We start from the raw sequence: 17,293 nt of genomic DNA, 5'->3' as shown, positions 1-17,293 counted from the left end.
TACCGGGATGGCCGTTGCCGACCTTCTGTACGGCATCGGCGGCCAGGACGCGCGCGGTGTCCACCGCCCGCTGGTCCAACTCGGTCCAGTCGAGGGGCGAAGGCGAGGAAGGCATGACTCTCCTGGTGGCGGCCGCACGGGGACGGCCGGTTGTGCGGATGACGGGACGGGGTGACGAGGGCGGGGCAGACCGAGGCCCGTACCGCCCCTCGCAGCGGGGTGCGGCACAGGCCTCAGCACATCGCGCGGGTCAGCGCCTGATCTCCTTGATCTTCAGCATGCGCGTGATGACCTTGTCCAACTCCTCGTCCTCGAAGACCTTCTTCCAGTCGTCGCGCACGATGGACTCGCGGCCGTAGTCCATGGCGATCAGGCAGGCGTCCGAGAACGGGTTGGAACCCTTGAGGGTGTTGGCCAGCGCGACCTGGGTGTGGCCGAGGAGCATGGCGCGGGCCGCCTTCTCCGGCACGCCGACCGTGTGCACCGTCTCGTGCAGTGCCTCGGTCAGCAGGGCGCCGACCATGCAGGCGATGGTCTCGACGAGCGTGGGCTCCAGCACGGCCAGCTGCTTGACGGTGACCCAGTGCACGTCGACCACCGGCGCGTACATCACGCGGATCACGGACTCGGCGAGCTTCTGCTTGGCCTCGTCCCCGCCCTCGTACGCGGCGACGACCTCCTGCGGGGCGGCGATGCCGCCGAAGGTGTCCTGCCACTCCTCCTTGGTGGTGCGCTCCAGGAACACCGACGGGTGGCAGGGGTGGGCGCAGGCGTAGTGGATGTCGTCGCGGGCGAACAGCAGGCCCGCGTAGGCGGCGGCCGGGTCGAGGGTGAGGACCACGGCGCCCGCCTTCATCAGCGGCACCAGTTCCTCGGAGACCTTGCCGAGGACGACGTCGGGGACCGCGAGGATGATCACGTCGGCCGCCGCGGCGGCGTCGGCGGACGCGGTCAGCTCCCGGCCCAGCCCGCGGATCAGCTCCTGGCCCTTGGGCGAGGCCTCGCTGAAGAGCACCCGGAAGTCACTCTTGACCAGGTTGTTGGAGACGCGCTGGCCCATCTTGCCGGCGGCCCCGATGACGGCGACGGTCACGACGTCGGCCCGGGTCTGGATCTCGGTGGCCATTACTCGCTCCTCAGAAGGGTGTTGATGCTGTGCTGCGTCCACTGGTGTTCGAGCCGGGCGGTGGCCTCGAAGCCCTCGTCCTGCCACGGGAGCCAGTGCTCCACGATCTGGTTGATGCCGCGCTCCGCGGGCCGTACGGCGGCGATCATGCCGGCGTAATCGAGGAGCCCTTCGCCCAACGGGCAGCCGGCGTAGGTGAATCCGACCCAGCCGTCGCGGCGCGTGAAGGCGAAGTCCTTGACGTGGATGTTCACCACGTAGGGCGCGGTGGCGGCCACGACGTCGGCGGGGCGCTCCAGCAGGGCGACGCTGTTGCCCGGGTCGAGCACCACTCCGAGGTGCGGGCTGTCGACCCCGCGTACGACAGCCAGCAGATCGTCGGTGGCGACCTGCTCGTAGGTCTCCAGGCCGAGGGTCACGCCGGCGTCGGCGTACCGGGGGACGGCCTGCTTCAGCAGGGTGACCGCTTCTGCGGTGCCGGGCCGGTGGTCGGCCGTGTTGAGCATCGAGCGGACCAGGGTGACGTCCAGTTCCCGGGCCAGGCGGAGGTAGGTGTCCAGGCGCTCCGCACGGATGCCGCGGGTGCCGAGTTCCAGGCGCAGACCGAGGTCCCGGGCGGTGGCGCGGACATCGGCGAGTTGGGCGGCGTCGTAGGACTCGATCGGCGCGTAGTCGCAGATCTGGAAGACCCGGCCGCCCAGTTCGGCGGTGTCACGCAGCATGTCGGTGAGGGACAGCGGCTCGGGGGCACGCTCGGAGATACGCCAGAAGTACGCGTATGTGCTGATGCCGTACGCCATCAGGCCACCGCCGTGGCGGCCGGGGAACAGATCTCGTCGAGGATGGCCTCGACGTTCGCCGGGTCGTGGGCGAAGCGGCCGAGGAACAGTCCCCCGACGCCGCCCGCGAGCCGGGTGAGCAGGCCAGGTCCGGCGCTGCCGCCGTAGATGACGGTCGAACCGGCGTGCTGCGGACGGGAGTCGAGCCAGCCGCGCAGGGCCGTGCACACCGTCGAGATGTGCTCGGCGGAGGCCGGTTCGGGCGCGCCGATGGCCCACTGGGGTTCGTAGGCGAGGACCACGGCGCCGTCCAGGCCCTGGAGCAGACGCTCGGCCTCGGCAACCGTGCGCTCCGCCGCGTCGCGCGGGTCGGCCTGGTCGCGTTCGCCCAGGCACAGGACCGGGGTGAGCCCGTTGCGCAGGGCGGCGGCCGTCTTCGCGGCGACGACCGTGTCGCCCTCGCCGTACAGACGGCGGCGCTCGGCGTGGCCCACCTCGGCGTAGCGGCAGCCGATCTCCTTCAGGGCGGGGCCGCCGACCTCGCCGGTGTACGGTCCGCGGTCCTCGGCGGCGATGTCCTGCGCACCGTAGGTGATGCCGTACGGGGCGAGGATGCCGGCCGAGGGGACGATCGCCGGGAACGACGGCAGGACGAACAGCCGGGCGGCGCCGGAGGTGAGGGCCGGATGCCGCTCGGCCAGGGCCGAGATCCGGCGCGCCCAGTTGAGGGTCTGCTGGTGCCCGAAGTACATCTTCAGGCTCACCCCCAGCAGCACGGGCGGTGGTGCGGCGGCAGGCATCAGGCGGCTGCCTCGTCGTTCTCGTAGTCGCTCATGAGCTGGACCTTGGCCGCGGACGGCGAGGTCTCGTCGAACCGGTAGGTGAGCCACTCGGCGGCCAGCCGCCGGGCGAGTTCGAGGCCGATGACCCGCTGGCCGAAGGTGAGGATCTGCGCGTTGTTGGACAGGATCGCGCGCTCGACGGAGAACGAGTCGTGCGCGGTGACCGCACGGATGCCCTTGACCTTGTTGGCGGCGATGGCGACCCCGAGGCCGGTCCCGCACACCAGCAGCGCCCGGTCGGCGTCGCCGCGCGCGACCATCTCGGCGGCGGCGATGGCGACCGTGGGGTAGGCGGTGTGACCGTCGGCGTCGACGCCGACGTCGGTGACCTCGGCGACCAGGGGGCTGCCTTGCAGGTCCCGCTTGAGGGCCTCCTTGTACTGGTGGCCGGCGTCGTCGGATCCGACGACGATGCGGAGCTTGTCGGTCATCTCGGCTTTCCTCAGTGCTGGTGGGTGGACTGGCTGAGCAGGGCGCCGTGGACGGCGCGGGTGATGAGGGCGAGGGAGTGCGCGCCCGCGTCCGGGGTGCCGAGGGACTTCTCGGCGTGTGGCCGGGCCCGGCCCTTGCGGGGCAGCAGAGCGGCGGTGGCGGCGGCGGCCGACTGCGCTGCGCCGGCGGCCCGGTCCCAGGCCTCGGTCAGGGCGAGCCCGGACGCGGTGGCGGCGGTCAGCGTGTCGGCGAACGGGACCAGGACGTCGACCATCGTCTTGTCCCCGACCTCGGCGCCGCCCAGCCGGCGGACGGCGGCGGACGCCTCGGCGACCCCCGCGGCCACCCGGTCCGCGTCCGGCGCCGCCCGGTCGCCGAGCGCCGTGCCGAGGCAGCGCAGGATGGTGCCCCACAGGGCGCCCGAGGTGCCGCCCGCCTTGTCGGCCCAGGCGTCCCCGGCTCGGGCGAGGACGGTACCGGCGCCCGCGCCGAGCCCGTACGCGGTGGCGGCGGCCTGCCGGGCTGCGGTGGCGCCGCGCTGCATGCCGATGCCGTGGTCGCCGTCGCCGGCCACCGCGTCGATCCGGCCCAGTTCCTCGACGTGCGTGTCGACGGTGTCGGCGATCGCGGTCAGCGCCGCCAGGACGGTGCCCGCGGCCCGCCGGGAGTCGTCGGATGCCTCGGGCAGGCTGTCGTCGGCCGTCTCGTCGGCCGTCGTCCCGGTCGCTGCCGCCGCCTCGGGGACCGGTGCGGCCTCCGGGGCGGCGAACGCGCCCTTGCGGTAGGCCGGGGTGTCGGCCGGGGCCCGCCACAGCTGTGCGAGCCGGTCGTCGAGCCAGGTCAGGGTGAGCGAGACGCCCGCCATGTCGAAGCTGGTGACGAGTTCCCCGACCTCGGGGTCGACGATCTCCACACCCGCGTCGCCGAGCAGTTCGGCGACCTTGCGGTAGACGACGAACAACTCCTCGTACTTGACCGAACCCAGCCCGTTGAGGATCACCGCGGCGCGCTCGCCGGACGGTGAGACGACATCGCCGGGCAACTCGGCCAGCAGGCGGGTGACCAGCAGCCGGGCCGCCTCGTCGGCCGTCGGCAGGGCCTCCTCGCCGATGCCGGGCTCCCCGTGGATGCCGAGGCCCACGGCCATCCGGCCCTCGGGCACGGTGAACAGCGGGTGGTCGGCGCCGGGCAGCGTGCAGCCGGAGAAGGCGATGCCGAAGGAGCGGGTACGGGCATTGGCACGCTCGGCGACCGCCAGCACCTCCGCGAGCGGCAGACCCTGCTCGGCGGCGGCCGAGGCCGCCTTGAAGACGGGCAGGTCGCCGGCGATGCCGCGCCGCTTGGCCGACTCCTCCACGGCCGCACTGGAGATGTCGTCGGTGACGGCGAACGTACGCGCCTCGACGCCGTCGGCGGCCAGGCGCTCGGCGGCCTGCCCGAAGTGCAGGACGTCGCCCGCGTAGTTGCCGTACATCAGCAGTACCCCGGCGCCCGCGTGCGCGGCCTGGGCCACGGAGCGGATCTGCTGCGCGGACGGCGACGCGAAGACGTTGCCGACCGCCGCCCCGTGGGCCAGGCCCCGGCCGACCAGGCCGGAGAAGGCCGGGTAGTGGCCGGAGCCGCCGCCGATGACCACCGCGACCTGTCCTGCCGGGGTCCCGCCCGCCCGTACGACACCGCCGGTGACGGGGCGCACCCAGCGCCGGTGCGCGGCGGCGAAGCCTTCGAGTGCCTCGTCGGCGAAGGCCGCGGGGTCATTGATCAGGCGGGTCATCGAAGGGCCTCCAGGGGCTGCTGCTCGGGGCCGGGGGCCGGTTCGGCGGTGCGATGGCGGGTGGCGAGCCAGATCATCAGGACGGCGGACAGGAGCATGAAGAAGCCGACGAGGTAGAGCGGTACGTAGTAGTCGCCGCTCCAGTCCTTGAGCCACCCGGTGATGTAGCTGGCCGCGAATCCGGCGACGTTCCCCGCGGTGTTGATGAGGGCGATGCCGGCCGCTGCCGCTGCCCCGGTCAGGAAGCGCGAGGGCACGGACCAGAAGACGGGCAGGGCGGCGAAGATCGCACAGGCGGTCACGGTGATCACGGCGACCGTGGCGGTCGGGGAGCCCATGTAGAGGGCGAGGGGGATGGAGACGCCGCCGACGACGGCAGGGCCCGCCACGTGCCAGGTGCGGGTGCCGTGGCGGGTGGCGTGCCGGGTCCAGAAGAACAGCACGACCGCCGCGGGCAGATAGGGGATGGCGGTGATCCAGGCCTTGTCCATCACGCTGAACGTGGTGTCGTACTGCTCCTGGAAGCCGTTGATGATCGTCGGCAGGAAGAACGCGAGCGCGTACAGGCCGTAGACGAAGCCGAAGTAGACCAGCGCGAGGCCCCAGACGCGGCCGTTGGCGAAGGCGGCCTTGAGGTCGCTCTTGGCGTGCTTGTCCTCGTGACCGGCCTTGTGGGCGTTCTCCGCGGCGAGTTCCTTCGTCAGCCAGTCGCGTTCGGCCGGCGTGAGCCACTTGGCGTCGGCGGGCCGGTCGATCAGGTAGAACCAGGCGATGACGCCCAGCACGATCGCGGGCAGCGAGACGAACAGGAACATCACGCGCCAGCCCTCAAGGCCGAACAGCCCGTGGCGGCCGATCAGCCAGCCGGCGAGCGGGGCGCCGAAGACCGTGGTCAGCGGCTGGGCCAGATAGAACAGGCCGAGGATCTTGGTGCGGTGGCGTGCGGGCACCCACTGGCTGAGGAAGAGGATGGCGCCGGGGAAGAAACCGGCCTCGGCGACACCGAGCAGGAAGCGCAGGGTGTAGAGCTGGCCGCTGCTGTTCACCCAGGTGAACAGCAGGGACACGATGCCCCAGGTCACCATGATCCGGGCCAGCCAGCGGCGGGCGCCGAAGCGGTGCAGGGCCATGTTGCTGGGGACTTCGAGCACGATGTAGCCGATGAAGAAGATCCCGGACGCCAGACCGAACTGCGCGGCGGTCAGGGCGAGGTCTTCCCCCATCCCGTTCGGTTCCGCGAACGAGACGGCCGTGCGGTCCAGGTAGTTCACGAAGAACATCAGTGCCACGAAGGGCACGAGGCGGACTGAGATCTTCTTGATGGCAGTTCTCTCGACTGCCGCGGATGGCGCGTCGGCACCCATGTCGACTCCTCGGCTCGCCCGGACAACTCCGTCCGGGGTGGGTCACACCGGCGGTACGCGTCAGCCGCGCCCGGCCGGTTCACCTTCACGCTAAGCCCACGATGCAAATTGGTCACCAATTTACCAGTGTGCGGAGAGTCACAGATGTCCGGGCTTCTCACCTCTTGACACAACCGGGCCCCGGGCCGATGAACTGGCTGGTCAGCCGCGTGCCTACGGCATCTGGTTGACTGGTGACCGTGACCAGTCAGCCTGATCAGCAACCCCCCGCCGCCGCGCCCGATCTGGCCCAGCTCCTGCGCCCCGTGGTGCGGGAGTCCTCCGTCAGCGAGGTCGCCAAGCGGCTCCTCGACCATCTGTCCGCGGGTGACATCCGGCCCGGCACCCGGCTGCCCGCCGAACGCCAGCTGGCCGAGGCGCTCGGTGTGGCGCGCTCCAGCGTGCGCGGGGCGCTGTCCGCGCTGGACGTGCTCGGCATCATCGAGATCCGCCCCGGGTCGGGCTCCTACGTCCGTGAGGGCACCTCCGAGTTCCTGCCCCGCGCGATCAACTGGGGGCTGATGCTCGGGCAGCGCCGCACCCAGGACCTCGTCGAGGTGCGCACCTACATGGAGGGCGTCTCCGCCCGGCTGGCCGCCGAGCGCGCCACCGACAAGGACGTCGCGGTCCTGGAGGACCATCTGCGGCGCATGCGGGACGCCGGGGGCGACGTGGGGGCGTTCATCGACGCGGACATCGCCTTCCACCTGGAGTGCGCGCGCATCGCCCGCAACTCCGTGCTGAGCGACATCCTGCACAGCATCCGCGCGCTGCTCCAGGTGTGGATGGAGCGGGTCAGCGACATCGAGGGCACCGTCAGCGGCACGCTCTGCGAGCACGACGCGGTCCTGCAGGCCATCCGCGCCCGCGACCCGGAGGCCGCGGACCGCGCGATGGCCGAACACATGCGCATGGCCAGCGCCCGCCTCCGGGCGTCGATGCAACCCGAACCATAGGGCTCCGCCCCGGGCCGACTTCCGGACACGGGGGTTCGTGCGGCCCGGGTGGCTTCCTGGCACCGGGGCTCAAGCGGTCGGGGTGGATTCCGGTGCGGGGTTGCGGGTGTCCATGGGGGACGGCGCGTGGTGTGTTGCCTCGGGTGGCCGGGTGGTGTGCGGCTTCCTGTGCCGTGGGTCGGCTGCGGGGGCCTGCGGTTCGGGTGTGGCCGGGGCCGTCGGTTGAGCTGATCGGCGGTGGCGTGGGACGAGGTGGGTGGTCGCGCCTATCGGGCTGGGTTGTCGGGGGCGCACCTCGCATCGACCGGTCGTGGAGGCCGGCCCGTCGGGCGGCTCGCTGGACGTGGCGTACGGCTGCTTGGCTGCCGGACCGCTCGTCCGGGGTTCGAGGGCCACCGCGCGCGTGCCGTCGGCCGCCGGGCTGTGGCCGTCTGCCACGCTCCCGGCTCCCGCCGCCTGCGGTTCCCGGCTCCCGCCGTCCGCGTCTCTTCTGGCTCCCGAAGCCCGCGCCGCTCGCGGCTCCCACGGCACCTGCCGTCCGCGTCGCTCCCGGCACCTGCCACCCGCGTCGCTCCCGGTTCCTGCCGTCCGCGTCTCTTCTGGCTACCCGAAGCCCGCGTTGCTCCCAGCTCCCGGTTCCTGCCGTCCGTGTCGCTTCCGGTTCCTGCCGTCCGCGTTGCTTTCGGCTGTTGCTGCTTTCGGCGCTGTCGGTGGGTGGGGCGTGGGGGTCGGGGTGTCGTTCGTGGGGTTGGGTTCCGCGTTTGTCGGTGTTTGTCGGTCCGGTGCGGCTCGGGGTGGAGGGGGAGATCAGCGACGGTGGTGGCACGGGCCGGGGCGGTGCGGACTGCGGTGACGTGAAGAGGCGCGGGCGCCGGTGGCGTCGGTCTGGTGGTCGGTCGGCGTGTGCGGGGAGTACGGGCCGGTGGCCGAAAGCGCCCGCTGCACATCCGGCCTTCTTGGTCACACCATGGTCCCGATCCCCGCCGTTCATCACAGCTTTGCAGACTCCCCACGTCCCAAGTGTGTACATCCCTGTTGCCAGCGGGAGTTGAAATGGGCCACGGCCACAGACATGACCAGGGTCACCACCACCATCACCACCACGGCAGCGACGAGCCCACGTCCCTGCCGCCCGCCCTCGACATGTCGGTTCCCGACGCCGAATTGACGCCCAGTCAGTTGTCGCGGCGCTCCATGCTCCGCCGCACCGGCCTGCTGGGCGCGGGCCTGGCGGCCGGCAGCGTACTCACCGGCGCCGGCCAGGCGGCCGCGTCCCCGGCCGCGGCGGCCTCGTCGCACGGCTCGCGTCCGAAGGGCTACCTGTGGCTCGCCGGTGACCACCACATCCACACCCAGCACAGCTCCGACGCCAAGTACCGCGTCATCGACCACGTCCGCCAGGCCAACGCGCACGGCCTCGACTGGATGGTGATCACCGACCACGGCAGCGAGACGCACGCCAAGATCGGTGTGGAGAAGGTCAACCCGGACATCGTCGACGCCCGTGACAAGATCGACGACACCCTGGTCTTCCAGGGCCTGGAGTGGAACATCCCGGCCGCCGAGCACGGCACCGTCTTCGTGCACCCGGGCAAGAACGAGGTCGCCGTGCTGAAGGAGTTCGAGAACTCCTTCGACGGTTCCGTGAAGAAGGCCGGCGGCAACACCCCGGCCAACGAGGCGCTGGCCATCGCCGGCCTCAACTTCCTCGCCGACCAGGTGCGCCGCCGCAAGGTCAAGGACGCCCTCTTCCTGGCCAACCACCCGGCCCGCAAGGGCATCGACTCCCCGCACGAGATACGCGGCTGGCGTGACGCCCAGCCCACGATCGCGGTCGGCATGGAGGGCGCACCCGGCCACCAGGCCGCCGGTATAGCCGCCCCGAACGGACCGGGCGAAGGCCGCGGGTACTACGACGGCAGCCCCAGCGCCGACTCGTTCCCCGACTACCCGCTGGAGAGCTACCGCACCTGGGGCGGCTTCGACTGGATGACCGCCACCGTCGGCGGCCTGTGGGACAGCCTGCTCGCCGAGGGCAAGCCCTGGTGGATCACCGCCAACTCCGACTCCCACGAGGTCTACGCCGACACCTCCGTGCGCGGCCCGAACAGCGACTTCAACGCCAACGGCCGCTACGCGGACCCCGTCTACGGCGGCGGGCTGAACCTGACCGACGGCGACTTCTGGCCGGGCCAGTACTCCCGCACCCACGTCGGCGCCTCGTCGTTCTCGTACCAGGCGGTCATGGACGGCATCCGGGCCGGCCGGGTCTGGGTCGACCACGGCGGACTGATCAGCGGCCTGAACGCCCAGGTGCGCTCCGGGTCCAGGGCGGTCACGCTCGGCGGCTCGCTGCTGGTGCGCCGCGGCAGCCAGGTCGACCTGGTCATCGAGATCAGCCTGGCCAACGGCCCCAACTGGTCCCAGTTCGTGCCGAAGCTGGCCCGCGTGGACGTCATCCAGGGCGCCGTCACCGGCCGGGTCGCGGACAAGGACTCCTTCGCCACCCCGGACACCAAGGTCGTGAAGTCCTTCGAGGTGAACAAGTCGACCGGTACCGTCCGGCTGACCTACTCCCTCGGCCGGGTGGACAAGCCGCTGTACGTGCGGCTGCGCGGCACCGACGGCAACCGCTCCGGCGTCGGCCTGAACGGCGCCGCCGTGGACCCGGTGGGCCCGGCCATGGACGTCGTCGGCGACGCCGACCCGTGGAAGGACCTGTGGTTCTACTCCAACCCGATGTGGGTCCTGCCCGCATGACGGCACCCCACCATGTGTCCGGCGTCCACTCTGTCATCGGGGTGGACGCCGGCACGGCGAGCCTGCGCGAGGCCGACCACCTCGTGCACCGCCTCACGGAGGGCCTCCAGCTCCCGGAAGGCACCATCGCCTGCACCCATCTGATCCGCACCGCCGAACGCCGCGGGACGACGCTCTCGTTCGCCCTGCCGGACGCCGCGGCGGCCCGGGCGGCATGGCAGCGCCTGACCGAACACGCCGACCCGGACCCGGGCCTGGGCGCCGTGCTCGGCGACCTGACGCACGGCTCGGCCGAGTCGGCCCGCATGGCGGCCCCGGGCGCCGCGGAACACGCCCGTCGCAGCGGCGGGCGGGCCGTGCTCTACCCCGGCGCGGACCGGCTCACCGGCACCGTCGTCCTGGCGGAGCTGCTGGCCACGAGCGCCATCGAACGGGTCGTCGTGGTCGGCGCGCCCTTCGCCGACGGGCCCGACCCCGAGACCTCGGTGCTCACCCGGGACCATGTGCGACCCGAGTGGCGCGACGGCGTGCTGACCCTCGCCCTCGTCCCGGCCGTCGGCGGGACACTCGCACCCTTCGAGGTGCCCAACCCCACGCCCTGCTGCGCCGACCACGGCTGACGCGCCCGCGTGACCCGTGCCCCCGTGACGCGTGCCCCGTGACGCGTGCCCCGTGACGCCGTCACGCGGGGCGGCGCTTGCCCGATGGTGTGCCGCGGGGTGTGCCGCCCCCGGTGGTCCCGGTCCGCGGGAGCAGGCCCAGCTGCTGGGCGCGGAGCACGGTGCCGACCCGGTCGCGGGTGCCCAGCTTCCGGTAGATCTTCTCGATGTGCTTGTGCACCGTACGGTCGGAGATGCCGAGGCGGCGGCCGATCGCCGCGGCCGTCAGGGCGTCGGCGAGAAGCAGCAGCACGGTCGTCTCGCGCGGCGTCAGCGCACAGTCCGCCGCCCGCTCGTCGGGGGATGCGGCGCCGGGCAGCAGCCGCCGCCACTGCTCCAGGAGCTGCCGCTGCCGGTCCACGGCGGCCAGCAGCGGCTGTGCGCGCCGGGCGAGCAGGATGTCGTCGTCGGTGAAGTCCGTACCGCAGCGGTAGACGATGCACCCGGTGATCGGGGTGGTCGCCTGCGGCAGCGGTACCGCCAGCGCATGGTCCGCGTCCAGGGTCCGGCCGAGCAGCCTGGCCGTCGCGCTCGCCGGCCAGGCCGGACCCGCCAACTGCCGTGCGGTGACCGGCTCCCGGCCGGTTCCGGTCAGATAGTGGGAGGCGAACGGCCGTCCCGTCCTGAGCAGCCCGAGATCCGCGGCCCCGAGCCGGGCGAATACCGCCGCGGTGTCGCCGGACAGGCCGACCGTCCCGCTGCCCGCGCTCCAGTCGTCCAGCTTGAAGATCACCGCGTCGCCGCCGCACAGGCCCGGCAGGGCGTCGGCCAGCAGCGGCCACAGCCGCCCCGGGTCGCGTTCGTGGAGTGCCGCCACGGCCACGGACGCGATGCGCTCGTAGGCCGCCTCCGGTGATCGTGCCACGTGGTCCTCTCGCTCGGTCCGTATACGCAGTTGTACCCATATCCGTGCGCCGCGCGCCTGACCGAGACTTCAACCGAGCAACATCACATGTCTGGATGTGCTCAGTGCGTGCGGGCCGCCGAGACGGGGGAGCGGCGGCCCGCACCCCAGGCCGCGGCGCACAGCGCCCGGTCCATCTCCTCGGTGTACCGGGCGGCGGCCAGCCAGCGGCGGGCGAACCGGTCCCGGTCGGCCGGCAGCAGGCGGCCGAAGGGATCGCGGGTGCGGTCCGCCGCGGCCGAGTGCAGGGCGTCGACGAGGTCGGCGGCGGTCGCGAGGCCGTGCCGGCGCAGCCGGCGTCGGTCCGCCGTGTCACCGGCGGAAAAGGCCAGCACGCGCCGCCCGCCGGACGCCGCCTGCTGGATCCGGCGGCGCAGCAGGTGCAGCGGGGCCTCGTCGGGTGCGGGCGGGGGCGCGCCGGCCGCGGGCGGCGGGCCGGTGGGCAGATCCGCGCGCAGCAGACGGTCCAGGCCCATGTCCACCCGTGTGTCCGGATCCGTCGGGTGGCCCGCGGCGAGCAGCAGGGCCCGGGGGTGCGCGGCCGGGGTGAGCCGGGCGACGATCCGCAGCCTGCTGCCGCGCGCGGCGGCCAGCAGGCGGAGGTTGTCGCGGTCGGGGAGCGCAGGGTGGTCGTGGGCGGCGGCCAGCCGCAGCGTCAGCCCGCCGCACTCCGCCAACAGGGCCTCGCCCGCCGCCTCGCGCACCGTGCCGACGAGCGTGACGTCCAGGAACAGCAGGTCATGGCCGCCGTCCAGGGCCCGGCCCACCTGGTCCGCGACGGGCACGGCCCACAGCCCGGCGAGGGGCGGCTCGCTCCAGGCGGCACCGGAGGCACGCACCGCCCGTACCGCCGAGCCCGCACCGAGCCGGCCGGTCGGGGAGACGGTCGCGCCGGACACCGCGAGCCCGGCCCGGGCCAGCGCGCGGTGCGTCAGAGCGGTGTCCCCGATGCGTACGGTCCGGTCGGCGGTGCCCATCGCCCGGCCGGCGCCGCCCGGGGCCACGTCGGACACCGAGTAGAGGCGCCCCTGCGCGTCGGCGGTCCAGGTGACGGCGCCCGCGTACCCGGTCGCGGTGAGCACCGGTTCTGAGAAGACGCCGTACAGGCGCAGCGAGCCGTCCGGCGTGTACGGCTGGCGTACGGTGCCGCGCAGGGCGGCCAGCTCGGCGCCCGTGGCGTACGGGACGAGATGCGCGACGGTCAGCACCTCGTGCAGTGCGGCGACCAGGTCGGCGAGGCGGTACGCCGGGTCGGCGGAGCGGGCCGCGCGTACCGCGGTGACCACGGAGACCGCCGCGGCGGCCGCCCTGGGCAGTCCCGCGAGCCGTGCGGTGTGCGCCGCGCGCAGCAGCTCCGCCTGGAGCACGGCACCGGCGCCGTCCGCGCCCGCCTCCAGCACGGCGGCGGTGGCGTGCCGCAGATCCTGGGCTGCGTCCCGCTGACCGGGCGTGGCCGTCTCGGGCCCCTCCGGACCGGCCGCCACCGCGCCGTCTCCGGAGGACCGCGCCGGACCGGAGCCGACGGCAGCGTCCCCGGCGGGGGTCGATTCGGGAGCGGCGGTCGCCCCCGGTGCCCCGGGCGTCCCCGTTCCCGGTTGCCCGGAAGCCCCCGGTGCCCCGGCCGTCCCTTCCTCCCCGGCGGGCTCGGGTGCGGCCACCGGGGCCGCGGAGGCCGCGGCGGCGCGATGCAGGCAGTCGGGGGCCAGCAGACAGCCGCAGCGGACGGCGTCCGCGCTCGTCACCGTGCCGCCGGGGGCGTGGAGTTCGAGGTCGGTCGTGTCGTCGACGGCGATGCGCACCGTATCCCCGTCGCGGACGACGGGCCGGCCGGCCAACTTGGTGACGCCCGCGTCCAGCCGCTTGCGCAGCCGCGGGGTCAGCGCCCCGACGAGTTCGGCGGTCACGGACGGCGCGACCGGGGGAAGCCCCTGGTTCATGCGATCTTCTCCCCTACCCAGCGGGCGAGTTCGAGCGGACTGAGGGCGGCGACCGGCATCCCCGCGGCGACCAGCTGTCCCGCCACGCCGGTGGAGTAGCGCGGCCGGCCCGAGTCGTCGAGGCTCGCACAGCCCAGAACCTGGCACCCGGCGCCGACCAGGGCGCGGACCTCGGCGAGCAGCCCGCCGAGCGGGTAGCCCTCCTCGAAGTCGCTGACCACCACGACGAGGGTGCGGGACGGCACGGTGACCAGCTCGCGTGCGTGCCGCAGCCCGGCGGCGATGTGGGTGCCGCCGCCCACGCTGACCTCCAGCAGCAGGGACAGCGGGTCGGCCACGTGGTCGGTGAGGTCGATGACCTCCGTGGAGAACGCCAAGAAGTGCGTGGACAGCGTCGGGACCCCGGCCAGCACCGACGCGGTCAGGGCGGCCCACACCGTGGACGCCTCCATGGACCCCGACACGTCGGTGACGAGAATCAGACGCCAGTCGGCGGCGCGCCGGGCCCGGCTGCGGAAGACGGGGTGTTCCGGCACGATCCGCACCGTGCCGTCCGGACCGCGCCGCGCGGTCGCCAGATTGGCCCGCAGCGTGCGGGGCAGGTCGAGCCCGCCGCCGGGCCGCCGCCCGGGACGCGGCAGCGCCGTGCCGTGCAGTGCGGGACGCAGCCGCGTGGCCAGCTCCCGGGTCAGCGCCTCGACCAGGCGCCGTACGAGCGGACGCAGCGCGGCCAGCCGGGACTCGGGCAGTCCGCCCGCGTGCCGGAGCACGGAGCGCAGCAGATCCACGGAGGGCCGCACGCTGTCCGCGTCCAGCTCGCCGACCACATCCTGCCGGCCCGCCGCGGCGGCGGCCGCCAGCACCTCCTCACGGATGCCCGGACCGAACAGGGCCGCCAGTTCCTCGGACCACTCCCGCACCCCGGGATACGGCGCCTCCCGGCCGCCGCCCCGGCCCGTACCGGCCGGCTCGCCCCGGCTGCCCTCGCCGCGTCCGGCGCCGTACAGCTCGTCCAGCGCGGTCGCCAGCGGTGCCGCGGACGCGGGCAGCCGGTCGCTGCGGCGGCCCAGCACCAGCCGCCAGCGGTCCACGGGGGTGAGGTGTTTGGCGTCCTCGGGGGCGCCGCCGCCGGCCGGTACGGGCGCGGACTGCTCGTGCGGGGAGTCCGCGGGCGGCGGCAGCAGCCCCAGCGCGGCCAGCGCCGCACGGGCCGCGAGGTCCGCCGTGGTCCAGGTGGCCAGCGCGACCGGGTCGACGCCGTCGGTGTCCGCCAGGTGGCTGGTGCCGAGCCGCTCCTCGACGGTGCCGAGGAGCCGGTCGCGGGCCGCCGGGCTGAGCGTGTCGAAGCCGCCGCGAAGCGCCGGGAGCCGGTCGACGAAGTCCCGGTCGGACAGCTCCGACACCCGGTCGAGCAGGGGCTCAAGCGCGGGAGCCGCGGACTCCAGGAGCGGGCCCGCCGCGGTGAGCAGCCCGGCGAGCCGGGCGGTGAGGGCCGACCGGGAGTCGGGGTCGCAGGCCCCGTCGACCCAGGAGGCGACACGGGCGCCGAGGGCACGGGGTTCCTCCTGCCCGAGCAGCACCCGTACGGCCCCGGCGGCACCGCGCATCAGCGGGGAGCCGCCTGCCGCCAGCCGGGCCAGGGCGTCGGTCAGCCGTATGCCGCCCAGCACGTCGGCGCGATGGGCGAGTTCGAGCAGGGCGCGAGCGTCAGCGGGATCCTCGGAGCCGGTGAGTCCGTCCACCTGACGTACCGCGGCGGCGGTGAGCAGTTCGGCCGCGGCCCGCGCCCGCTCGGTCCGTTCCGCAGTGGCGTCGAGACCGGGCACGTGGCCGGCCCGCAGCCGGTCCGACAGGGCCAGTCCGGCGAGGAGTTCGGGCAGCGTCCCGGACTGTGGCAGCACGGCGGCGGTGTCGGCCAGCCGCTCGTCGGTGAGCCCGGACAGACCGCACTCCGCCGCCTGCGTCAGCCCGGTGAGGGTCTGCGCGGCCGTGGGCCCGCCCTCGTCCCGCTCCGCCCGCCGCCGCTCGCGCAGCACGCCCTCGGCTGCCTGGGCGGGCGTGACCCCGCGGACCCCGGCCGCGGTCAGCATCGCCGCGGTGGCGGGGGTCCAGCGCACCTCCCAGCGGGAGGTCAGCGCCTCGGCCCCGCCCGTGCCGGCGACCTCCTTGGCCTCGGCGTACGGCACGCCGCACACCGTCAGCCGGCGCAGCAGGAGTTCACGTCTGCGGTCGAACTCGGAACGGAGCGGATCGAGCCGGAGGTCCCGGGCGCCGCCCGCTCCGCCGGCACCGGGGCCGGGCAGTCCCAGGTCCGCCAACTCCGCCTCCACCGCCGGGCCCAGGCCGCTGCGCGGTGCGCCGGGCGCGGGCCGGCCGGTGCGGGCGCCGACGAGCACCTTCTCCATCGCCCGGGCCACGGCCCGTCCCCGCCCGTACGGCTCGCCCTGCGCGAGCACCGTCTGCACCGCCTCGACCAGCTCGCCCCGGCCGGCCGCGGGCAGTCCGCGCAGCCGCGCGAGGTCACCGGCGAGCCGGCTGATCTCGCGCGCGTCGGCGGGACCCGACGGATGACCGAGGGCCCGCAGCTCCGCACAGATCCGTACGGCCGCCCGGGTCAGTGCGTCCGTCAGCGCGGCCGGGTCGCCCGCCGCGCCGAGGACCAGATGCTGCCACTCCGGGTCACGGATCCCCGCGGGATAACCGGAACGCTCGTCGAGGAGCGCGTAGGCGTAGGGGATGAGCGAGGTCGTCCAGACGGGGCGCGCCGGGTCCGCGGACCCCGGTCCGCGACCGTCCGCCGGGCGTGCCCCGTCCGCTGGGCGTGCTGCGTCCGCTGGGCGTGCTGCGTCCGCCGGACCCACCCCGTCCGCCGGGCATCCCCCGTCCGCCGGCGGCTGTTCCGGTGCGGTGAGCGGGGCGGCCAGTGCCGGGGCGTGGAAGGCGCCCACCACCACGGCGGCCCGCTCACCCCCGGCGGTGGCGGCGGCCAGACACGCACGCATCCACCGCTCGCGCCGCAGATCCAGCTCCGGGACACCGCCCGAGGCCGTCGCGTCCGCGCGCAGCGCCCACCCCGCGAGCAGCGCCGCCCGCCGCAGCGCCTCCGGCGGCGAACCCGGTGCGGCGGCCTCCACGAGCCGGTCCCAGAGATCGTCACCGGGACGGCCGGTGAGCCGCGAGCGCAGCGCCCCGGCGAGACCGGGCGCCCCGGACTCCGGCGCGATCCCCCATCCGTCGGCCCTGTCGTCTCTGTCGTCTCTGTCGGGTCCGTCGGCCTCCGAGCCTCCGTCGGCGTCCGGACCGGTGGTGGCGTCCGCCCGCGGGTGCCGCAGCGTCCGGTCCACGCTCCACGCCCGGTCCGCGAGCGGCAGATCGCAGGCTACGACCGGTACGGCGTGCCGCATCGCCCAGCGCACCGCCGCCAGCTCGGGCGAGAAGTCGGCGAACGGATAGAACGCCGGACCACCGCCCCCGGCGGCCGGTGCGGCGGCGAGGGCGACCGGGGCCCGTGTCTCCTCGTGGGCGAGCCAGGGCAGCCAGTCCTGCAGTTCCGCGGGCAACTCGACGAGCAGCACGTCCGGCCGCGCCGCGGCCAGCAGCGCGGGCACGGCCGCGGCCAGCGACGGCGCATGATGCCGTACGCCGATGAGGTAGGGCGCCGCCGGACCGGTGAGGGCGGCGACGGCTTCTTCGGGGGAGGCGGTGGTGAGGGGCACGGCCG

Annotated in this window: 12 protein-coding genes; 3 read left to right on the top strand and 9 right to left on the bottom strand. The window is 74.2% G+C overall.

Translation table 11 applies throughout. The features are described from left to right. Positions 1–250: 250 nt before the first annotated feature. The 6 genes from ACFYTE_RS13705 to ACFYTE_RS13680 are packed head-to-tail and all read right to left on the bottom strand — an operon-like array spanning position 251 to position 6,317. On the bottom strand, positions 251–1,126 hold the full coding sequence (locus tag ACFYTE_RS13705) for a phosphogluconate dehydrogenase C-terminal domain-containing protein (protein WP_388709103.1): 876 nt from the start codon (positions 1,124–1,126) through the stop codon (positions 251–253). Next, positions 1,126–1,926 (bottom strand): sugar phosphate isomerase/epimerase family protein, encoded by an 801-nt coding sequence (locus ACFYTE_RS13700; RefSeq protein ID WP_388709102.1) that lies wholly within the window; start codon positions 1,924–1,926, stop codon positions 1,126–1,128. The genes ACFYTE_RS13705 and ACFYTE_RS13700 overlap by 1 nt, the downstream gene beginning before the upstream one ends. Further along, complete coding sequence (locus tag ACFYTE_RS13695) at positions 1,926–2,705, bottom strand: triose-phosphate isomerase (protein WP_388709100.1); 780 nt, start codon at positions 2,703–2,705, stop codon at positions 1,926–1,928. Before ACFYTE_RS13695 ends, ACFYTE_RS13700 begins: the two co-directional genes overlap by 1 nt. Then, positions 2,705–3,178: a ribose-5-phosphate isomerase gene (locus ACFYTE_RS13690; protein WP_388709098.1), complete on the bottom strand. Its 474-nt coding sequence runs from the start codon at positions 3,176–3,178 to the stop codon at positions 2,705–2,707. The genes ACFYTE_RS13695 and ACFYTE_RS13690 overlap by 1 nt, the downstream gene beginning before the upstream one ends. Before the next feature lie 11 nt (positions 3,179–3,189). Further along, positions 3,190–4,953 carry a dihydroxyacetone kinase family protein gene (locus ACFYTE_RS13685; protein WP_388709096.1) on the bottom strand — a complete coding sequence of 588 codons (1,764 nt, stop codon included), beginning with the start codon at positions 4,951–4,953 and terminating at the stop codon, positions 3,190–3,192. Next, a complete protein-coding gene (locus tag ACFYTE_RS13680) occupies positions 4,950–6,317 on the bottom strand; it encodes an MFS transporter (protein ID WP_388709094.1) in 1,368 nt (455 codons plus the stop codon). Before ACFYTE_RS13680 ends, ACFYTE_RS13685 begins: the two co-directional genes overlap by 4 nt. A 233-nt stretch (positions 6,318–6,550) precedes the next feature. Between ACFYTE_RS13680 and ACFYTE_RS13675 the strand changes: the two genes are divergently transcribed. From ACFYTE_RS13675 to ACFYTE_RS13665, 3 genes are all read left to right on the top strand, one after another. Then, positions 6,551–7,312: a FadR/GntR family transcriptional regulator gene (locus ACFYTE_RS13675; RefSeq protein ID WP_388709092.1), complete on the top strand. Its 762-nt coding sequence runs from the start codon at positions 6,551–6,553 to the stop codon at positions 7,310–7,312. Between the two features lie 1,053 nt (positions 7,313–8,365). After that, the gene (locus tag ACFYTE_RS13670; RefSeq protein WP_388709090.1) at positions 8,366–10,072 is read left to right on the top strand and encodes a PHP domain-containing protein; all 1,707 of its coding nucleotides are present in this window, start codon (positions 8,366–8,368) and stop codon (positions 10,070–10,072) included. Continuing rightward, entirely contained in the window at positions 10,069–10,692 is a 624-nt protein-coding gene (locus ACFYTE_RS13665) for a hypothetical protein (RefSeq protein ID WP_388709088.1), read from the top strand. The genes ACFYTE_RS13670 and ACFYTE_RS13665 overlap by 4 nt, the downstream gene beginning before the upstream one ends. A gap of 61 nt (positions 10,693–10,753) precedes the next feature. Here the strand turns inward: ACFYTE_RS13665 and ACFYTE_RS13660 are convergent, their stop codons facing one another. From ACFYTE_RS13660 to ACFYTE_RS13650, 3 genes are all read right to left on the bottom strand, one after another. After that, positions 10,754–11,596, bottom strand: a complete 843-nt coding sequence (locus ACFYTE_RS13660; RefSeq protein ID WP_388709086.1) for a LuxR C-terminal-related transcriptional regulator — start codon at positions 11,594–11,596, stop codon at positions 10,754–10,756. Positions 11,597–11,697: 101 nt separating this feature from the next. After that, entirely contained in the window at positions 11,698–13,572 is a 1,875-nt protein-coding gene (locus ACFYTE_RS13655; RefSeq protein ID WP_388709084.1) for a hypothetical protein, read from the bottom strand. Beyond that, positions 13,569–17,288 (bottom strand): DUF5682 family protein, encoded by a 3,720-nt coding sequence (locus ACFYTE_RS13650; protein WP_388709082.1) that lies wholly within the window; start codon positions 17,286–17,288, stop codon positions 13,569–13,571. The genes ACFYTE_RS13655 and ACFYTE_RS13650 overlap by 4 nt, the downstream gene beginning before the upstream one ends. Between the last annotated feature and the right edge of the window lie 5 nt (positions 17,289–17,293).

Origin of the sequence: Streptomyces sp. NPDC004629 (assembly GCF_042873595.1) — a bacterium.
Lineage (GTDB): Bacteria > Actinomycetota > Actinomycetes > Streptomycetales > Streptomycetaceae > Streptomyces.
The sequence above is the reverse complement of the archived record's forward strand: the minus strand, read 5'-3'. Positions and strand labels throughout refer to the sequence as shown.

What these genes read in the sequence shown, in the direction of transcription:
- ACFYTE_RS13670 (WP_388709090.1), top strand. Translation starts at nt 8,366, where the DNA reads ATGGGCCACGGCCACAGACATGACCAGGGTCACCACCACCATCACCAC.
- ACFYTE_RS13680 (WP_388709094.1), bottom strand. Translation starts at nt 6,317, where the DNA reads ATGGGTGCCGACGCGCCATCCGCGGCAGTCGAGAGAACTGCCATCAAG.
- ACFYTE_RS13695 (WP_388709100.1), bottom strand. Translation starts at nt 2,705, where the DNA reads ATGCCTGCCGCCGCACCACCGCCCGTGCTGCTGGGGGTGAGCCTGAAG.
- ACFYTE_RS13690 (WP_388709098.1), bottom strand. Translation starts at nt 3,178, where the DNA reads ATGACCGACAAGCTCCGCATCGTCGTCGGATCCGACGACGCCGGCCAC.
- ACFYTE_RS13705 (WP_388709103.1), bottom strand. Translation starts at nt 1,126, where the DNA reads ATGGCCACCGAGATCCAGACCCGGGCCGACGTCGTGACCGTCGCCGTC.
- ACFYTE_RS13685 (WP_388709096.1), bottom strand. Translation starts at nt 4,953, where the DNA reads ATGACCCGCCTGATCAATGACCCCGCGGCCTTCGCCGACGAGGCACTC.
- ACFYTE_RS13665 (WP_388709088.1), top strand. Translation starts at nt 10,069, where the DNA reads ATGACGGCACCCCACCATGTGTCCGGCGTCCACTCTGTCATCGGGGTG.
- ACFYTE_RS13700 (WP_388709102.1), bottom strand. Translation starts at nt 1,926, where the DNA reads ATGGCGTACGGCATCAGCACATACGCGTACTTCTGGCGTATCTCCGAG.
- ACFYTE_RS13655 (WP_388709084.1), bottom strand. Translation starts at nt 13,572, where the DNA reads ATGAACCAGGGGCTTCCCCCGGTCGCGCCGTCCGTGACCGCCGAACTC.